Source organism: Alteribacter natronophilus (assembly GCF_006007885.1).
In the GTDB taxonomy this organism is placed as follows: domain Bacteria; phylum Bacillota; class Bacilli; order Bacillales; family Salisediminibacteriaceae; genus Alteribacter; species Alteribacter natronophilus.
The window spans coordinates 424,362-443,334 of sequence record NZ_VCRO01000002.1 but is presented as its reverse complement, the minus strand read 5'-3'; the positions used below and the strand labels follow the sequence as shown (position 1 = coordinate 443,334).

Sequence of the window (18,973 nt, the reverse complement as noted above, 5' to 3'; positions counted from 1 at the left end):
TTCCCCCTGTCAGTTATACCGGCCTTCTTCAGACCGCGTCCTCTCATAAGACTGGAACATTTTCTGATTGAGTAAATCACGAAGCAGCCTCTGTTCAGCATTCATGAAAAATTCACCCAGGATCCGGTCTGTCTGTTCGTCGAAGGCATCGTAGTTACCCGGCTTTGGTGTGAATTCACCGAACATAAATACCCGTTCCGTTTTAAGAAAGTCGATTCTCATAAAGGGAACCGGCATGTCCAGGCTAAGCCTCTCTGCCGCTTCCCGTTCCTCCTGTGTAAAGCCGTTTCCATTAAACAGCCGGTCACCGTATTTACCCGTGTGCAGCTTTTCACCATCAGGCGACCACCAGCAGTATTTCGTCTCGGGATATCGAATTACCTCAAGTACAAGGGCCGCCTTACCGTAGAAGCAGTAAAACTTCAGGTCCCTGGCAGGCTCCCCGTCTGCATCTGCAACAAGCTCCTCAAGCACCCACTCGTCTTTCTCCACTCGCCCTGCAGCCAGGTCTTCGCGCATGCTCGTAAGAAGATCCGTCCGGCTGTTAAGGGTCTGGGAGCGTTTCACGTCTTCAATCCGGTCACTGCTGAAAACAAGATAGACTCCGCGTCCTCCTGCCCCATCAGCAGGTTTTACGACTACACGATCCTCTTCGGGCAGGGTATCCACCGAATACACACGATCACTTACCCATGGCCGCTTTACTCCTGAAAGATCTGCCAGACGGTACGCTGCCTTTTTACGATCAAGGAGCCACTCCGGCATTCCATGATCGGTCTGCCGCAGAATGGAGCGGCTGGTAAGGCTTCCACGGAATGAGGCTAACCTGTTCAGCTCAACTCCCGTATCTTTTTCAGCGGACCTGATCATAAATTCAGGCACTTCATCCATCTTCATGCCGGTAAGAACACGATTGTAAACAGCATTTCTCGGGAGGCCCTGCTGATGCAGATAATGACCGGCAGCTTTTCTTAACGCGGCAAGGTATTTGGTTTCATGGGCGCCTTTAGTGGAGACAAGCTGATCGAGAGCTGAAAGAATCTCCCCTGTTTCAAGTGACTTCGTCACAAGTGCCTGCAGCTCGTCCTCACTGATTTCTTCAATTTCCATGCGAAGCCGGGTAATGTCAGCTTCCAGCGCATCTTTTGCTGAAGCAAGGCGGCCAACCTCGTCTTCTTTATTTTTCAACTGCCGGTTAAGGCGGGTTTTATCGTTTTGAAGCTGCAGGTTTTTCCGCTTCAGCTCGTGAATAGTACTGCCAAACAGGAACCTGTGCACTTTTTTCAGCGCTTTCCTCAAACTGCTCCTCGTTTTCCACCCCACCGTGCTGACTGCCTGTTTATGCTCTCTTGCTACTGCCTGCTTTTCTTCCTGCACGCGTCTGTATTTCCGGTCAAGCTGCTCTTTTTCCGCCGATACGCGGACAAGCTCCTCGATGAGCTGCTGTTCACGGTTTTCAGGTCTTTTTCCGGGTAAGGAACGATCATCCTTGTTCATGGACATTCAGAGCCTCCACCTTCCACTTATCCCGGGAAACATCCGTTCCTTCGGGTAAATCTTCTGGAGAAAGAGAAGCATCATCGCCAGCCATCCAGGTGCCTTTCTCCCCGAAATATAGATCAGCATGTTCACAGCGTTTTTGCAGGCTGGCCTTTTCAGGTTCCGCTTCAACCACGACCGTCATCTCTTCGGAACGGATCGAAGGAACATATTTCTGCCATACGTCCAGAACCTCCGAGTCACGGATGACCAGGTGACGGCAGGTCACACTTTCCCCGTATACAACCATATAAGCTTCGTTACGATTGAGAAGCTCTCTTATTTCACTGCTGACAACTTTCCCAGGGTCAAGGTCGTACGTGAAGAGCTGGACAAGTCCTACCTTCAGACCGCTGCTGCTCAGCTGGCGAATTTCACTCACATACCGTTCTGCCTGTTCTTCCGGCTTTCTGAAATCTGCAGCATATACCACGTCGAACATACGGTATCCGTCTGTTTTATCCTCTTTTTCCGGCCACATCGGTTCAGGGACAGCAAAAGGTCTTTCGTGCTGGGGAAATGAATAGTAGAGGCTGCTGCCTGCCTTGTTATGATGAAAATCATGCGCTTCTTCGTATTCCCGCCGGGCCCCCATTTTAAATCCGTGATAACCGAATGCCGAATTTCCTGTAAGGGAGGTTTCTGTCTGGCGCTGAAAACTGAGCGGCCCTGTTGGGACTTCCACAACAGACCTTTCACCAAACACCTTTTTTATTCTCCTGATAAATTCGGAATCAGCAGCAAACCGAACCGTATCCCAGTAACCGAGCGCCTCGGTTACCTCTTTTCTCCGGAACATAAAGGAGGACATATTGCTGAAAATGTAGATCCCCGGCTTACCCCGTCTGTAGAATTTCAGGTCATTCGTTGCTCTCGCCTGCTGTGATGTATTACCCATTACATTTTCATGTTTAATCAGGTGTTGGACCTGCTTTTCGAACTTCTGAGGGTGTGACCAGTCATCAGCATCGTGAACGGTGACAAAATCACCGGTTACCCTGGATAGAGCAAGGTTCCTCGCTTTATAGGCTCCCCCGTTCCGGTCGGCCTGGATGACATTCACCCTCGAGTCCTGCTCTGCAAATTGTCTGGCAACGCTGAGCGTTTCGTCCGAGCTGCAGTCATCAACCACAAATAACTCAATGTTCGTCCAGGTCTGGTTCAGGATGGAACAAAGAGAGGTGTGGAGAACATCTTCGGCATTATAAACCGGCATGATCACAGAGACTTTTTCCGCTTCACCACGTTCAATTTCACCCGGTCCGCTATCTCTGTTCCCAATCCGGTCGTAGGGAGGCTTCTCCGCGTCATCAGACAAACGAAGTGGCTGAAGGTCCAACTCTCTGTACATCCGGTTAATCCAGGACAGCCTTTCCTTTTCCGAGCTTTCAAGATTAGCACCGGCGAGCAGAAGATCCGGGTGGACTTCTTCCTTCAGATCACGTTCTATTACAGCTTTAGCCTCATCGATCTGCCCAAGCAGATCGAGACATTCCGCTTTCATAATCCCAAGCTGACGCTTCCGTACCGGGTCATGCTCCTCCTCTTCAAGCTCACTGATTATTTTCAGGGATTCTGCTGCTTCCTCCTGTGAATACTGGTTCCCATACCATTGCACAAGCTCCCATTTTGCGAGCCGTGACAGATATGGATCATCGGCAGACGTGAGGCTTTTAAGTTCTTCAAGTCCGGCTTCCGTAAATCCCAGATTATTCATCCGGTGTTTCGCTGCGTTGATCTCCCTGCGCTGCCACTTCCCCGAGAAAAAGAGCTTTTTTATGACTTGTTTCTGCTTATCCGTAAGGCGGTTTTTAAGATAATCCCGCTGTTTCGGCGGTACCGCCCTATACACTGTTCGTTCAGCAGTTGCGATGGTTTTTTTGATCAGTTTTTTCAGCATAGCAAGCACCTATTTCCTGTCGGCCGATTTTCGTTCATGCTCCTGAACGGACACGGACGGATCGCTTTTTTGATCTTTATTTTTCCGAGCCTGTTTTTCCCGGCGTTTTCCGCCGGTTGGTTTACGGCGTTTTTTCTTTTTCTCGTTTCTAGCTTTTTTCACTTCAGCTTTATACAGACCTACCGCTTCTTCCGGATCCCCGTCGAAACGGACCTGGCCTTTCTCCATCCAGATCGCCCGGGTACAGAGCTTTTCAACAAAGCTCATACTGTGGGAGACAATGATGACCGCTTTCGCTTCCTCCATCATTTCCTGGATCCGTTCACTTGCTTTCTGTTTGAACGCCATATCCCCAGTGGACAGGGCTTCATCGATAATGAAAATATCCGGTTTAATAGTGGCTGCAATACTGAAGCCAAGCCGGGACTGCATCCCGCTGGAGTAGGATTTGACCGGTTTATCGATAGCGCTTTTCAGTTCTGAAAAACGCACGATCTCAGGATAATCACGGTCGATTTTCTCCTTATCTATACCAAGCAGCATCCCGTTAAGGTAGATATTATCCTTTCCTGTCAGCTGTTCATTGAAACCGGTCCCGTAACCGAGAAGGGCAGTCGTGTCCCCATTCAGTTCAAGAGAACCTCTGTCGGGAAAAAGGATACGGGTCATAAGCCGGCAAAGCGTGCTCTTCCCGGCACCGTTATGACCGATAATCCCTACAACTTCGCCTTCCTTTATATCAAAGTTGACGTTTTTAAGCGCCCAGTATGTTTCTTTTTTGTATTTATAGCCGACACTCAGGTCACTGGCTTTTACTACCGTCTTCTGCCTGACATTTGTATCCGTTTTGCTGATCTGAAGTTCACGTTTCTTCCGCCTTTTCCGCTGGGGAACAGAGGCTTTGTAATTGTCCGCAACTTCCTCAGGATCGCCCACCTCACGGATTACACCTTTATCAAGCCACATGAGACGGTCACAGTATTTGACAGCATATTTCAGACTGTGCGTAACAAGGATGACCATTTTGGCTTTTGAAACCAGCTCTTTCATTTTCTTCGCAGCTTTTTTTCCAAAGGCCATGTCCCCTGTATTCAATGCTTCGTCGAGAATGAGAACTTCCGGCTCAAGAAACGCCGCCACACTGAATCCGAGCCTTGCCTTCATTCCGCTTGAATACATTTTCATCGGTCTGTCCATGAACGTGCCAAGCTCTGAAAATTCATAGATATCCTGAAAAAAATCATCAATTTTACTCTTCTCAATACCGAGCATCATTCCATTCAGGTAGACGTTTTCCCGGCCTGTCAGTTCCTTGTTAAAGCCCATACCAAGAGAGAAAAGGGCCGATACTTTTCCATCAACCGAAATCGTACCTTCGTCAGGATGCAGAATGCCTGAGATCATTTTGCACAGGGTTGTTTTCCCTGCACCGTTTGATCCGATAATGCCGAGGATTTCCCCCTGGTAACCGGTGAAATCCATGTGCCTTAACGGCCAGACCGTCCGCTTGTCCTTTTCTTCCCTGTCCTTTTTAAACATATTGATGACATGGGACTTGTAATCATCTTTACGGTATCCGGTATTAAAGGAAACGCCGAGATTCGCCGCCTGGATGACCACTTCTCTATTGTTCTGTCCAGTCTTTGCTGTTTTTTTAGTTAAAGACATAGAAATCCCTCATTTAAAAGTTTAGAGCGCTTTTATGATTTTGTGCTCGTTTCTGCTGTAGAAATACAGCATCCAGACGATTACGGCGACAGACAGGATTCCAATTATAAAAAGACCGGTAAACTGCGGAGTCGCCTGATACATAAGTACTGCTCTGTAGGATTCGAGAATGATCGCTACCGGATTCACCGCAACAAGCCACTGGGCCCATTCATAGTTTTCCGGGAGATTGTCTGCAAGACGGCCCCCTTCCCAGATAATCGGGGAGGCGTAGAAAAAGATCCGGAGCACGTGCGACAGTATGTGATCGATATCACGGACAAACACACAGATATAGGCTACAAACAGACTGATTGCCGATAAAAACAGCAGCTGTATGAAGACAATCAAAGGAAGATATACCGCCTGCCATCCGGGCATGACGCCAAAGGCTGCCAGGAAAATTGCTACAACGACCAGACCGAAGATAAAGTTAAAGCCCTGTGTAAAGGTCGCGGCCATCGGAAAAATCGATTTCGGCAGGTAAACCTGATTTATAATCGACGCGTGTTTGGTAATGGAACGGGCCGACGTATTTACCGTGGTGTTCATCCAACGCCAGCCTACAAGTCCAATTACAAGGAAAACCGCATAGTTTTCTCCGCCTCTCTGGAGAATAATAACGACAAGAAAGTAATAGACAAGAACATTTAAAAGGGGATCGAGCAGCCACCAGAAGTATCCAAGATAGCTGTTCCTGTTTTCCGCCTTTAAGCCGGATTTCACAAGGTACAGAAGGAGGTCTTTTCTCTTCATTATTTCTTCAATATAATTCCGTAACAACGTCACACACTTCCAATCTGCAGCTTCATGCTAAACTCCCGACCCTGAAGTCAGGTTAAGTATTTCCTTATTTTAAGAAGAACAAAATGACTGAAGTACCATAAGCTTCTGGCAAAGTTCAGCCGTTCGATGTCCCGGTACACGCGCCAGTTCTGCTTTACCATTTTCACTTTATTACTGGAAACGGAATTTTTCGTCACTCTGTAGAGAGAATACACCTCGTTGATTCCCGTCGGGGGGAATCCTTTCTTACAGAGTTCAAGCCACAGAACATAGTCCTGTCTCGTACGGATATTAACCATTTCCAGCGGCCCTGTCTGTTCGGTATCAATCATCACAGTCAGACAGCCGATCATATTCTCTTTCAGGAGATCACGATAAGTCACCTTTTCCGGTGCTTCAATCGTTTTCCCGGTTTTGTTACCGACTTCGTCCACAACCCGGTAGGCGGTGAAAGTGAACGCTTCTTTATTCTCTCTCATAAATTCAAGCTGCCGGGTCAGTTTATCGGGTAGCCACTGATCGTCGCTGTCGAGAAAAGCCAGATAGCGACCGCGGCTCGCCCGGATGGCGGTGTTTCGCGATATTGCTGCACCTCCGTTTTCAGAAAGAGCAATTAAACGGATTCTTGAGTCCTTCTGTGCATACTCCTGAACGATCGAAAAGGTCTGATCGTCCGAACAGTCATCAACAATAATCATTTCCCAGTCTGAAAAGGACTGGAGCTGGACGGATTCAATCGTAGAAGTAATGTATTTTTCCGCGTTGTAGGCCGGTGTAATGACCGAAACGAGCGGTCTTTTTTTATCCGTCATCTTTTCCACTCCAGTGTACCTTCTATTTCACGATACCAGCTTACCAGTTTCTCTTCCTCTTTTGACCAATTAAGCTCGTTTAAAACGGCTTTTTGACCATTTGCCCCCATTTCCGCTGCCCGGTCAGGATTTTCCATCAGGTAAGTAACAGCACCCCGGATTTCTTCAGGACTGTCCGGATTTACAGCAATCCCGCAATCGTACTTACGGACGAAATCCTTCCATACCTGAAAATCAGAACAGATAATCGGAATCCCTGCTGTCATATATTCAAAGAACTTCGTAAGTTCTTTTTTCCTGAAATGAGGCGATGGGGGAAAAACCGCAAGGCCCGCAAGCCATTTCCCATTTGCAAGGTTTTCATCTATTTCATTTTTCGGGACGTAGCGCCCGACTCCCTCAATCGTCACTTTATCCATCTGTTCTTCTGCCTGCTTTTTCATACGGTCAGCCAGGCTGGACGAGCATTGCCCGAAAAAAGAAACAGAAACTTCGGGGCAATAGGAGGGAATGGCCGAGTGAATGAGTGCCCCGCGGTCGATCCGGACGTTTCCTGTATAGATAAGCTGATTCTTCGGCCGGCTGTTTTTGCCCCCGGCCAGCAGCTTTTCATTAACAAGGGGGTAATTCAGAATACAGCGGCCTTCAGGATATTTCTCTTTGTAATACTTTTCCGCCAGACAGAGTTTCATTGAGGATGATAAAAGCTTTTCAACGCCTTTATACACTCTGCTTGCCAGTACCCGCAGAGGACGATTCAGGTAATTCCGCTGCACAATCCCCGTTTCGTAGTCCTCATGGATATCATAAATAACGGCATTGGTCTTCCTTTTCAGCAGCCATGCAATTGGAAGGAGCTCCGGATCATGAAAATGATAAATATCCGCATTCATCCCTTTTGCCATCCGGTAAGCCTTAAAAGGGGATAACAGCATACTGACAAAACGGTTCCTGCTTTTGCTGAACGCTGCCACAGGAACCGGATGCTCCTCGCCCATCCCCTCCGCTTCCGGTGCAATCAGGGTTACGTCATAGCCTGCCTTCTGAAGAGACACACACTCTTTATAGTAAATCCGCGGGTCAAGCGGGTGATGCACAGTTGTGATATGAACGACTTTTCCGGTATTCCCCATTACTACACCTCTATTTACTAGTCGACATTACTTCGAGCAGGTTTCGAGCATAATTTTCTCGTACTGCGCCACCATTTTACCGGCATCAAAAAACGCAGCGCGCTCGAGCCCCTGCTCTGCCAGGTATTCCTTCTCTTCCTGCGGCAGAGTCAGAACTTTCACCATGTACTCTGCCATCCTGTCTGCATCCCCTACATTGCACAGATATCCGTATTTGCCAAAATCGAGCACTTCCTCCGGGCCGGATTTGCAGTTGGTCGATATGACCGGCGTTCCACATGCCAGTGCTTCTGCAATTACGTGACTGAAACCTTCATGCAGGGAGGAAAGCGCAAACACATCAGCTTCCCTAAAATAGACGTAAGGATTTCTCTGAAAGCCTATAAAATGAACTGATTCCCCAGCTCCGGCTGTTACAGCCTGTTCTTTCAGTGATGATTCCAGTTCGCCTTCGCCCAGGATGACAAGTCTGCATGCCACCTGCTCCCTGGCCTTGGCAAAGGCTCTTATAAGTGTAGCCTGATCCTTCTGTTTCACCAGCCGTCCGGCTGTTACAATCACTTTTTCGTCTGTGTCAAAGATCTCTTTGTGTTCTGCCGGGATGCCGCTCTCCAGTTTCCGGTTAATCGCCTTAATATCGATCGGATTGTACACAACTTTTATGTTCTCGGATTTTAAGCCGTACCTTTTCACCAGGTTTTCCTTCACTCCTTCAGATAAGGAGACCACCTGACCTGCACATTTGTAGGCGAGTCCAAAGGCTTTCAGCTGAAGAGAGGTTTTCAGCCCTCCGCTTAAGTTATCTGCCTCGCGGACAATGTTTCTCGCTTTTGAGAATGAAAGCATCCCTGCAAGGATCGCAATCGTATTGACTCTCGGTATTGTACTGAATACAAGATCAGCTTTTTCCTGTCTGATCACACGAGCCAGCCTGAAAACTGACCGGCTCAGCCTTTGGGTATTAAGCTTAATAAGCTTCACATCATCTTTCAGTTCCGACTCATAGGAGCCGTCAAAATCAAGGGTGACGAGAACAGGAACAAAGCGCTCTCTGTCAAGGTTGTTAATAATATTCAGGAGTGTCCGCGCCGCGCCGCCTGCTCCCATCTGATAAATAAAAAACATTACTTTTATCTTTTTCAACAAAAACATCTCTTTTCTGTCGGTAATTAACAAAAGGACAGTACAGTCCAACTACAAATTATAACACATGAACCGCCCTTTTTCGGCAGTCGTCTGCCTGCCATATACTGTTTAGTTCGGGTGTCCTTTTTCCTCCACTGTGTTTAACCCTGCCTGTGTGAAGGGAATGTTACCAGGTACACACGGTGATCCGTCCCATACTCTCACGAATTTTACCAACTTTCTTCTATTGCTAATCACCCTGCCCCAAAACATAATGAGTTCACACACATACAAGGAGGTCAGATAGATATGGCAGTCATCGGCATGCTTAGAAGAAAAAAGAAAGTACACAAAAATAAACAGGCAATTTCAAATGCCCTGGTAGCACAGTCACAGGGCCACCGGTTCTTTTACTTCAATCCCGACGGCATTGATTTTGACAGGAAGAAAATCCACGGGCACGAGTATGATGGTTACAAGTGGAATGAAAACCTGTTTGATTTTCCTGATGTGGTTATTAATGACTTTCCACGGAGGGACCCCGAAATCAGGGCCATTTATAAAAGGCTTAAAAAAGATGTCCCATTCACAGCCCATTCGGAAGGAAGCAAAGTAAAAGTCTACAATAAAGTTAAAGCAGCAGGTGAATTCAACGACTATCTGATTCCATCAGACGAACTGAAAAACCCAGAAATGGTCATTGACTATCTGGAGGAATTCAATCAGGTTATCATTAAGCCGATCAAAGGCAATCAGGGGCGGGATGTGTTTTTCTTTGCAAAGGAAGATGAAGACTCCTACACCTTTTATGATTATATGGACCAGCTCTCCCTCAATAAAAAAGGCGTCCTCAAACTGGTGGAAGGCAAAACCGCTGAAGAGTCCTACCTTGTTCAGCCGTATATCGACAGCCGGACAGCGGAAGGTCATCCCTGCGATTACCGCACTGTGATGCAGAAGAACGGAGAAGGAAAGTGGGTCATTAATTTCTTCTTCTCAAGGGTCTCCCCGGGTTCCGGCATTAACTGCAGCAGAAGCCGCGGTGCAGCCGTAGCAGATATGAAAAAAGTACTGACGGATAAATTCGGGGAGCAAGAGTGTAAAAAGATTATGAAAAACGTCAAACAATTCTCCAGACAATTTGCCGCCCACATGGATGAACTGTATGACCATCCGTTTGACGAGCTCGCTTTTGACATTGGAATTGACCAGAACGGAAGAATCTGGCTCTACGAAGCCAATACATTTCCGGGTACGGAATTTAAGGAGCTTGAGCGTGCGCTGAACATTATTCCCTACGCTGCCTACCTGGCTGCTCAAAATGATACGAAACATTCCAAACCAGGTGATCATTCCGGCAAAAAAGGCCTGCTGGCCAGGATGACTAAATAAAAGGCTCTGTTAAAGTTCGTTGTTGATTTTCGCTCACTTCGCTCCAATCAACTTTTAAAAATTAACATTAAGATTTAACAGAGCCAAATAAAAAAACGTCTTCTGTAACACTGCAAAGAGAGGCTGAAAAAAGAGGATGTCCCGGATTAAGGGGACATCCTCTTTTTGTAACCGGAATAACCTTTATTAGTTCGCCGGTCCACCGGTACTCTATCACTTTTTAATCCAGGTAATCTGCAAAAGCAAGAAGTGTCCGGTAAAATGCCTCAAAGTTATGCCGGGGATCCCGCATGCTTCTGTTCAGTTCCACCTGCATAGCCGTGACACCACGCTCATTTACAGCATAATTGGCTACGTGGGAAGCATCAGAAGCTGTGAAAGTATGATTCTCGTATGTTCTGTGATAATCATATTTTGCCAGACTGTCTTTCAGTCGGCTCACATCACCAGCTCCTGCCAGAGTACCGTGACTCGTTCCAATGTCCACGTCAAATGGCCGGTGACTGGCTGCTCCATGAAGGTCGATTACAAGTGAAATATTGTATTTACGGATTACACGGCTCATTTCCTCTTTGAAATATGTATCGTTGTACTGGTTGGGATCGCGTGTTTCCTTCAAGGCGTAAAGAGTATGGGCACCGGAATATTCGTTCATCAGAAGAGCAAGAGCTCCTGTGTACGGCTCCGATAGTTTCACCTCACCGTCTCTGATATGAGTCACAGTATGGGGTGCTGTAATCAGGACACTGTTTGAACCTTCCCGGAAATCGGCAGGTACCGAAGCATCCATATTTCCCTTATATCCGTTTTGGGAAAAGCGTGATTCAAGCTGAAAAATCCGATCATAAAGCGTTCCGTTTTCATAGTGCGCTTTGAGCTTCATCATCCCTCCCATATCCCCCTCCTTTTTCTGTGATTCCATTTTAATAGTGCGGTAACAGACAGAAAAATTCCACCCTTAAAATACCACCCACCGGTTATTAAAACCAGTGGGTGGTAACAAGGTAATTAAATCGTTATCTGTTCCCCCGCGCATGCGGTGGTGGTCCAGGCTCCCCGGCATGAGGCGGGCGTCCGGGCTCACAGGCGTGCGGTGGCGGCCCGTTTCCTCTGCCTTTACCAGGGTGTCCCGGGCAGAGATCGCCGTCAGAGAAGTCGCCGCCGATGCGGACAACCACTGCCGTTAAAGCATCGATGGTAATCTGGCTTTCGGAAAGCTCAAAGCCCTGCGGGTCAGATACTTCAGTGATTCCCGCTTCGTTTCCGTCCACAATGACGGTTCCATCCGTAATATCTTCTTCAAGAGTCAGTGTACGCTCCTGATCATCTGCGTTTACAAACACGTGATACGTGCCTGTGTCATCGGTGGATACTGCTTTATAACCGATGACAAGATCCGTATCCCCGATTTCCGGAGCGTCAATCATGGAGACGCGCTCATCGATTTCTTCCATAGTCCCCAGGCGGAAGGCGTCTGTTGACCGGCGCAGTTCAATGAGACCGGTCGTGTACTCACGGGTCATATTATTGATAGGATATTCCTCTGCGTTCGTCGCTTTGTTCCAGTCGAACATGTTGATGGCATCCGTAGAGTCATACGAATCGTGGATGAAGTACGGATACGTGAACGGGTTTCCGTCTTCATCAGTCATGTAGGTCGACTTGTACGGCGCTTCGTCTGTTTCGGAACGGAACTGCTTTGTGCGGCCGAACTCCTGTCCGGCATGAATAAATGAAGTTCCCTGCGCCGTCAGTACCATCGTGTTCCCCAGACGGATCCGTTTATGAATTTCCTCCTGGTGGAATTCAGGGTCTTTCTGTATCGACTGGGCAATGACATCGTGAAGCGTCAGGTTATCGTGCGCAGCGATATACGGCACTACGTCCCCGGGGTTCGTTGCGGTAAAGTTATGCGGGTTCGCCGTCAGGTTGTCATAGATGCGCTGAATGTCGCGGGCACCGCCGGTAATAAAGCGCGGCTGTCCTTCGCTTCCAAACCCTGATTTCAGCTCGTTTCGGAAGTCATCGGAAAAAGAACCGACACTTTCCGTGTACTGCATCCAGTCCTGATCGGCAGGCATAACATCTCCGCCGTTTTCGTCACCGACAAACGTGCGCCACCCTTCCCCGATCATTACGATGTTCGGATTAATTTCCTTCGCTTTATCGTAGGCAATCTGAATGCTTTCCGCATCGTGGTCACCCATCATGTCAAAACGGAAACCGTCAACTTTGAATTCCTCTGTCCAGTAAGTGATGGAGTCGACGAGGATTCTTCTTGCCATTTCATGTGTGGTGCCGAGACGCCCCCCGCCGAAGCTCGTGCGCGGAGTCCCGTCTGCGTCCATGAAATGGTAGTAGTTTGGAACGAGATCTTCAAAGATTTTCACCTGGGCCGTGTGGTTATAAACCACATCGAGAACAACTCCCATGCCGCGGTTATGAATCTCGTCGATCAGGTTTTTCAGTTCTTCAATTCGAAGTTCTGCATCCTCAGGGTTTTCCGAATACATCCCTGTCGGCGAGAAGTAACTGTGCGGGTCGTAGCCCCAGTTGTAGTTGTTTCCTGTTGAAGACCATTCCAGCTCTCTTTCACCGCTGGCCAGTTCGTCACCCCAGAAATAGCTCATCACCGGGAGAAGCTGAATGTGGGTCACGCCGAGATCTTCGATGTAATCGAGTCGTTCCACAAAGGAAGCAAACGTGCCGAACTGTGCTTCCAGTTCATCATCGATCGATGGGTCGGACGTAAAGTCGCGCACATGAACTTCATAAATGATCGCGTCTTCACGCTTTTCGAAACCGTCAATGTCGGCAAATTCGAGGTCCGGACCGATTGCGGATGGATCCACGATCGCCGCTTTTCCGATCACTTTATCCTCATCGAGATTTTCGTCGAAGTTGTTCCACGCTGCCATGGATTTCGCGTAAGGATCGAGAGCCACTTTTGTTTCCCCGTCACGCTCAATGGCGTAGTGGTAGTAGTAACCGGTAAGGTCGTTTACGCCTGTGTTTGTCTCGTCAAGGGTAATTTCCCATACGCCCCTGTCACCGTAGGTCATATCAAGACCGTCTGCCGTGACTTCGTACTGATCGTCACGGTCGTAAAGAATGACCGAAACGTTATCCGCATTCGGCGACCACAGTTTCAGTGTGGCAGAGCCGTCATCGTGAAGCTGAACGCCGAGATCACCGTCATAGGCATACATTTCATCGATGAGGCGCCAGCCTGCAGAAGCGGTCACAGACCGGTCACCGTATGTGACGGTGTATGGTTCCTGCGCGACAGGGAACGTTCCATACACACTCACTTTGGTTTCACTGTCGATTGAAACGGAATCAGCAGTGATGCTGTTACCGTCCCTGTCCGTAATGGCAAGGCCTTCCATCAGCTCTTCCTCTGTAAGCCACAGTGTGGAGGAAAACGTCAGTTCAATTCTCTCATCAGAGAGCAGTTCACCTGAAGTGAGGCCTTCCACTTTTGCAAAATAAGGATTCGTATACACTGTATCGTCTCCTTCGCGGACGAAGAGCTGCTCGTCTGCGTTGTTCATATTCACGTGCATATCGCCTGACTGTTCGCCGTTTTCACGGTTTACGACAATAAAGCTGATTTCCTGTGCGTCTTCTATAACTTCTATATCGAGGTAGGCGCCGTATTTACCCACATCTTCATTTGAGAACGGGGTGGCACCGGTCGGCCAGTCACCTGCTTCTTCAGAAGGGACTGCCACATCGCCCCACATCCAGAGCCCCCAAGGCTCATAGGTCACACCTGACAGTGCACCGAAATCGGACTCGGATGAAGCGCGTTCATAATTGATTCTTACTGTATTTTCAGGCAGGTCAATTGGCTCATAAAGCCATACGCGGTCAGACCCTTCCTTAATCCATACTTCCTCCATGTCAGGAGAAATAATCTCAAGGTATTTGTCGTCCCCCTCTTTATCCCCCTGCGGGTTCAGAACAAGGAAGCCGATTTTTTCCGCATCTTCTGCCAGTTCAATATCCAGATAAGCTCCGTAATCGGTCACCTGGTCAGGATCGAACCACGTCCCGCCTGAAGGCCAGTTGTCGGAAGGTTCAGCAACATCATCCCAGAGCCACAGGCCCCAGTTCTCATAATTATCATCGTCCCGGTCGTAGTGAATCCGGATGGTGCTGCCTTCTACGGGCTCTGTTACACCGTCATCTTCGGAACCAGTAATTGTCCCGTTTTCCACAGTGAGAAGTACCGTTCCGCCTTCACTCATGGCAGGAATCGGGAACGTCACAAGGTGATCCTCCCCGGCTTCATAGGAATTGCCGCTGTAGAAGTCAGTTACCACGGCGTCTGCAGAGTCCACTGCAACCGTAACTTCTCTCTGGTCTTCACCGGTACTCAGGCCTACAAACACACTCTCATCGTTGTGTGCCCGTTCAAACAGAAGGAATTCGTCTTCATCAGACCCGCTCACAAAATTCCGGTCTCCGCGGGCAAAAACTTCCGAATGATCTCCACGGAACGAAAGAAGCTTCTGGTAGTGCTCGAGGATGCTGTTTCCTTCCACATCATCCCACGCCAGGTCGTAACGGTTATCGTAGAACGGGTAATTGTCAGCGCCTGACTGGCCGAGCTCTTCCCCGTAATAGATGACCGGCTGGCCTTTTGCAGTAATCTGGAGGCCCGCTGCCACTTTCAGCTTTCCTTCGTCACCGCCGACACTGTAGAGGAAGCCTTCCTCATCGTGGCTTCCGAGGAACTGCCCAAGCGTTGCGGTATTATCAAGCTGGCTGTTCCGCGTTTCAAGGCGGCTGTTCGCAGCTTCAAGTCTTCCATTTACAAAGTCGCCGGCAGTAGATTTGAACTCAAAATCCAGCAGAGAGTCCATCATACCGGTATTCAGGTAGCCGTGATCGTCGTTCTGACCGGCTCCCCACGACTCTCCGATCATCTTAAACTCAGGCATTTCACGTGTGAGTTCGTTTTTAAACGCCATCCACGTCGTGTCTTCCACGTGCTTCACCGTGTCGACACGGAAATAGTCGATGGTGTTGCCGTTTTCCGTACGTGATTTTTCGATCCACCCTGTCTGCCAGTCGATGATCTGCTGGCGCACTTCAGGGTCTTCAGTGATGAAATCCGGAAGTCCCGCAAGTTCTCCGGTCACTTCGTCAGTTCCAACGTCATCCCCCTGACGCAGCATGTCGCTGAAGAAGGCCCGTTCCTCATCCGTCGGGTACCCTTCAGGACGCTCCTCTTCCGGCAGTTCGCCGTCAATTTCCTTCAGCCCGTAACCGGTGTGGTTCAATACCACATCGATCATCACTTTCATGCCGCGATCTGCCGTTTCGTCGATAAGCTCGTGGAAATCCTCCATCGTTCCGAAGTGAGGATTCAGCTCCTCGAAGTCGCTTGCCCAGTAGCCGTGGTAGCCGAAGTACGGCTCGTCCTCTACTCCATCCTCATCGTTAAATCGCACATCGTGCTTAACGTTTTCCACAATCGGACTGATCCAGATCGTATTGATGCCGAGCTTGTCAAGGTAATCAAGGTTTTCCGTGATTCCTTTGAAATCTCCGCCCTGATACGCTCCCCGCTTGTCAGTATCGTAATTCAGTCCATATGGATCGTTGTTGGAGGCATCACCATCAAAAAAGCGGTCCGTAAGCATGAAGTAAATCATCGCCTCGTCCCAGTCGAAGTCGTCTTCACCCACAACCTGACGGGCATTCACTTCAAGTTCCGCCTCGCCGTAGTGACGGTTCCCGTACTCATCAACCAGCGTAAGGGGAATATCCTTTACACCTGCTGTAACATCATGGGCCACTGACACCGTAATTTCCATCAGCTCAAGGTCAACTTCAAGCTCTTCAGGCCCGCCCAGGGCTGACGTATCTGCGTAAATACGGCTGATTGCTGTTTCACTGTCAGTATCCACTTCAACCGAAAGAACGGCATTTTCGTTGTAATCAATTGCTTCAGGCTCAACTGCACCTGTCAAGTTAAAATCAGAAAGAAACGACCTGACGACTGACTTGCCGTCGACCGTGTTGTAGGGATCCGTAACCTCTGCGGTCTCCCCGTTCTGTGTCACACTGAACGAATATTCGTGCTCTCCCTCAGGGAGTCCTCCATATTCATACACAAAACGCTCATTGGCTTCCTCGTATGTCATTTCGTACGTTTCGCCAAGAAAATTCAATTCCGCTTTTTCCACTGTATCCATCTCGTCATCCAGGTACAGTGCCGGATCCCGGTAGTAAAAAGTGACGTTGCCGCCATCGACTGCAGGTCCGGAAACTTCAGGTACGGTATGGAAGTCTTCCTGCCCCTGCTGGATATGTACCTTCGTTACAGGATCCTGCCGGTTTACATCGATGAACCGGTCACCACCGGGTTCGCGGTCTTCCCAGTCATCTTTTCTGATAATAAACCCGATCCGCTCAACTCCAGGAGCAGTTTCAATGTAGGCTGTGGCTTTTCCGTCTTTAAAGTCCGTAAAATCAATGTTGTCATCCTGGACTCCGGTATTCCACACCCACACGTCCCAGTCATCGTAATTTCCGTCTTCTCTTTCGTAGGTAAGTTTAACAGTACTGTTTTCACTGGCAGACGCTTCAGTACCTTCTGATGCGGCTGTCTGCATTGGATAAACTGCAGGAAAAATGCTCAGCATCATTACCGCAATCATAAACACGGAAGCATACCGCTTCGTTTTTCTACCCATTTTTTTATTTCCCCCTCAATTAAAATAGCAGAATTGTTATGCCTGTATGTCCCTCCCCTCATGAACAGTGCAATTAATGTGCAAAACTGCGCAATTTATGAAAGCGTTTGCACAAATCTTTAAAAAAGACAGCTTGAACGAAAACCGGAATTTACAGTTTTTGTGCAAGCGCTTTCGCAAGTATTATACAATGAATTGTCAGAAAAGTAAGGTGTTTTTAAAAGTATTTTGAAATTGGTTCTATAGTCACTTATTGGAGACTTACTGAACGTAAAGACCCGGTATGACATGTTTAAACTTCAGGTTTTCATGGTAATAACTCAATAAATCCCAAAAAACCTATTTACCTGACAAGAAATTCGCACTATATTTAATACATATAATGTAAAAGGAGGTTTTCGCTTGAAGACGCTGGAGGAAAATATGCTATCCCAGGAGGATTTAAAGGTGCTGCTGTCCGAACTGCTCGAAATGGGAAACCAGGAAAACGCAACTGCTTCTGCCCTGATCGAGAAAATCAGAACCTCCATGCCTAAAGAAACATAAACTTACATACTTCGCTCCTGTTTTATAAAAACAGGAGCTTTCCTGTCTCTTTTTGCCCATATAAATCCCAGATGGTGTTACAATTGTTACAAATCATGCCAGGAAGGAGACTGTATCCCTTGAAACGCACTGCTTATGTCCTCATCCCCTTTGTTTTCACAGCCGCAGCGGTCATCCTGTTTTTCACATTCCTTCAGCCTGAAGAAACAGCTTATGCAGACGAACTGGGCCTAAGGGGAGCCGAAACCCCTGCTGACCTCAGCCGCAGCGGGGAGGCTGCCAGGACCTTTGTCACCGAAGCCAGCATTGGGGCTGTAGGAGACGTTCTGCTTCATGCCCGGGTCTACGACGACGCTGAAACCGAAGACGGCGGATACGATTTCCTGTCGATGCTCGAACCGATTGAACCCTACATACAGGAACTTGACTTCGTTATGGCAAATCAGGAATCCATGCCGGGCGGAACGGACATCGGCCTGTCCACCTACCCGCTTTTTAACAGTCCCCGGCAGATCGCAACGGACCTTCAGACTGTAGGCTTCGATTTTCTGAGTCTGGCAAATAATCACTCTCTCGATGCAGGGCTTGAAGGAATCTACAGCAGTATTGATCACCTTAATGAAATCGGGATGGACTATACCGGTATTTTTGAAAGTGAGGAGGACCGGGCCACCGACCGGATCATTGACGTAAACGGAATTGATTTCGGGATCGTTTCCTATACCTACGGCACGAACGGCATTCCGATACCCCAGGGGCACGAGTACAGCGTCAGCCTGCTGGATAATCCTGAGCTCCCGGATGAGATTGCCGCTCTCCGTGAAAAATCCGATGTGGTGATCGTCCATGCCCACTGGGGGGACGAGTACGTACTGATGCCGAACGCCGAGCAGCAGCGCATGGCCCAGGTGATGGTGGATGCAGGGGCGGATATCATAATCGGGCACCACCCTCACGTCCTTCAGCCGATCGAGTGGCTGGAAGATGAAGACGGACGTGAAGCGATCGTCTATTATTCACTCGGGAACTTCCTGTCCGGTCAGGTTTTTGAATACACAGACATTGGCGGTATCGCCCGCCTGAACGTACAGAAAACCGTCACAGCCGGGGAAACGGAAATCAAGCTTTCAGAGCCCAATATTCTGCCAACGTTTGTGCATCACAACGATCACGACGACTACCGGGTGATTCTGCTTGAAGATGCTTATGAAAAAGGATACATCGATAAGTCGGCAGAGAAAATGATCAATCATACGGAACAGCTGCTGGAATAGAAAAAGAGGGTGCCCTGTAGATGGGGCGCCCTCTTTTTGATTGGGATTA

General features: G+C 48.5%; 12 protein-coding genes. 3 read left to right on the top strand and 9 right to left on the bottom strand.

Annotated features, from left to right (window positions below; genetic code table 11):
- Positions 1-9: 9 nt before the first annotated feature.
- From FGB90_RS09095 to FGB90_RS09065, 7 genes are all read right to left on the bottom strand, one after another.
- Positions 10-1,503, bottom strand: coding sequence for an ATP-grasp fold amidoligase family protein (locus tag FGB90_RS09095; protein WP_138810505.1), 1,494 nt, complete (start codon positions 1,501-1,503; stop codon positions 10-12).
- Positions 1,484-3,439: a glycosyltransferase family 2 protein gene (locus FGB90_RS09090; RefSeq protein WP_138810504.1), complete on the bottom strand. Its 1,956-nt coding sequence runs from the start codon at positions 3,437-3,439 to the stop codon at positions 1,484-1,486. Before FGB90_RS09090 ends, FGB90_RS09095 begins: the two co-directional genes overlap by 20 nt.
- A 9-nt stretch (positions 3,440-3,448) precedes the next feature.
- Positions 3,449-5,107: an ABC transporter ATP-binding protein gene (locus FGB90_RS09085; protein ID WP_138810503.1), complete on the bottom strand. Its 1,659-nt coding sequence runs from the start codon at positions 5,105-5,107 to the stop codon at positions 3,449-3,451.
- A 21-nt stretch (positions 5,108-5,128) separates the two neighbouring features.
- Positions 5,129-5,902 carry an ABC transporter permease gene (locus FGB90_RS09080; RefSeq protein ID WP_138810694.1) on the bottom strand — a complete coding sequence of 258 codons (774 nt, stop codon included), beginning with the start codon at positions 5,900-5,902 and terminating at the stop codon, positions 5,129-5,131.
- Positions 5,903-5,979: 77 nt separating this feature from the next.
- A complete protein-coding gene (locus tag FGB90_RS09075) occupies positions 5,980-6,744 on the bottom strand; it encodes a glycosyltransferase family 2 protein (RefSeq protein WP_138810502.1) in 765 nt (254 codons plus the stop codon).
- Positions 6,741-7,877, bottom strand: coding sequence for a glycosyltransferase family 4 protein (locus FGB90_RS09070; protein WP_138810501.1), 1,137 nt, complete (start codon positions 7,875-7,877; stop codon positions 6,741-6,743). Before FGB90_RS09070 ends, FGB90_RS09075 begins: the two co-directional genes overlap by 4 nt.
- Positions 7,878-7,904: 27 nt before the next feature.
- A complete protein-coding gene (locus tag FGB90_RS09065; RefSeq protein WP_306419232.1) occupies positions 7,905-9,029 on the bottom strand; it encodes a glycosyltransferase in 1,125 nt (374 codons plus the stop codon).
- A gap of 282 nt (positions 9,030-9,311) precedes the next feature.
- Here FGB90_RS09065 and FGB90_RS09060 point away from each other — a divergent pair, with 282 nt between their 5' ends.
- A complete protein-coding gene (locus FGB90_RS09060; RefSeq protein WP_138810499.1) occupies positions 9,312-10,394 on the top strand; it encodes a YheC/YheD family protein in 1,083 nt (360 codons plus the stop codon).
- Between the two features lie 220 nt (positions 10,395-10,614).
- Here FGB90_RS09060 and FGB90_RS09055 read toward each other — a convergent pair whose 3' ends face one another.
- Together FGB90_RS09055 and FGB90_RS09050 are read right to left on the bottom strand one after the other, a co-directional pair.
- Positions 10,615-11,289, bottom strand: a complete 675-nt coding sequence (locus FGB90_RS09055) for an N-formylglutamate amidohydrolase (protein WP_138810498.1) — start codon at positions 11,287-11,289, stop codon at positions 10,615-10,617.
- 121 nt (positions 11,290-11,410) lie between these two features.
- Positions 11,411-17,104, bottom strand: coding sequence for a pullulanase (locus FGB90_RS09050; RefSeq protein WP_246056116.1), 5,694 nt, complete (start codon positions 17,102-17,104; stop codon positions 11,411-11,413).
- A gap of 402 nt (positions 17,105-17,506) precedes the next feature.
- Here FGB90_RS09050 and FGB90_RS19650 point away from each other — a divergent pair, with 402 nt between their 5' ends.
- Positions 17,507-17,650: a hypothetical protein gene (locus FGB90_RS19650; RefSeq protein ID WP_171051763.1), complete on the top strand. Its 144-nt coding sequence runs from the start codon at positions 17,507-17,509 to the stop codon at positions 17,648-17,650.
- Between the two features lie 119 nt (positions 17,651-17,769).
- The gene (locus tag FGB90_RS09045) at positions 17,770-18,924 is read left to right on the top strand and encodes a CapA family protein (RefSeq protein WP_171051762.1); all 1,155 of its coding nucleotides are present in this window, start codon (positions 17,770-17,772) and stop codon (positions 18,922-18,924) included.
- The last annotated feature ends 49 nt before the right edge of the window (positions 18,925-18,973 follow it).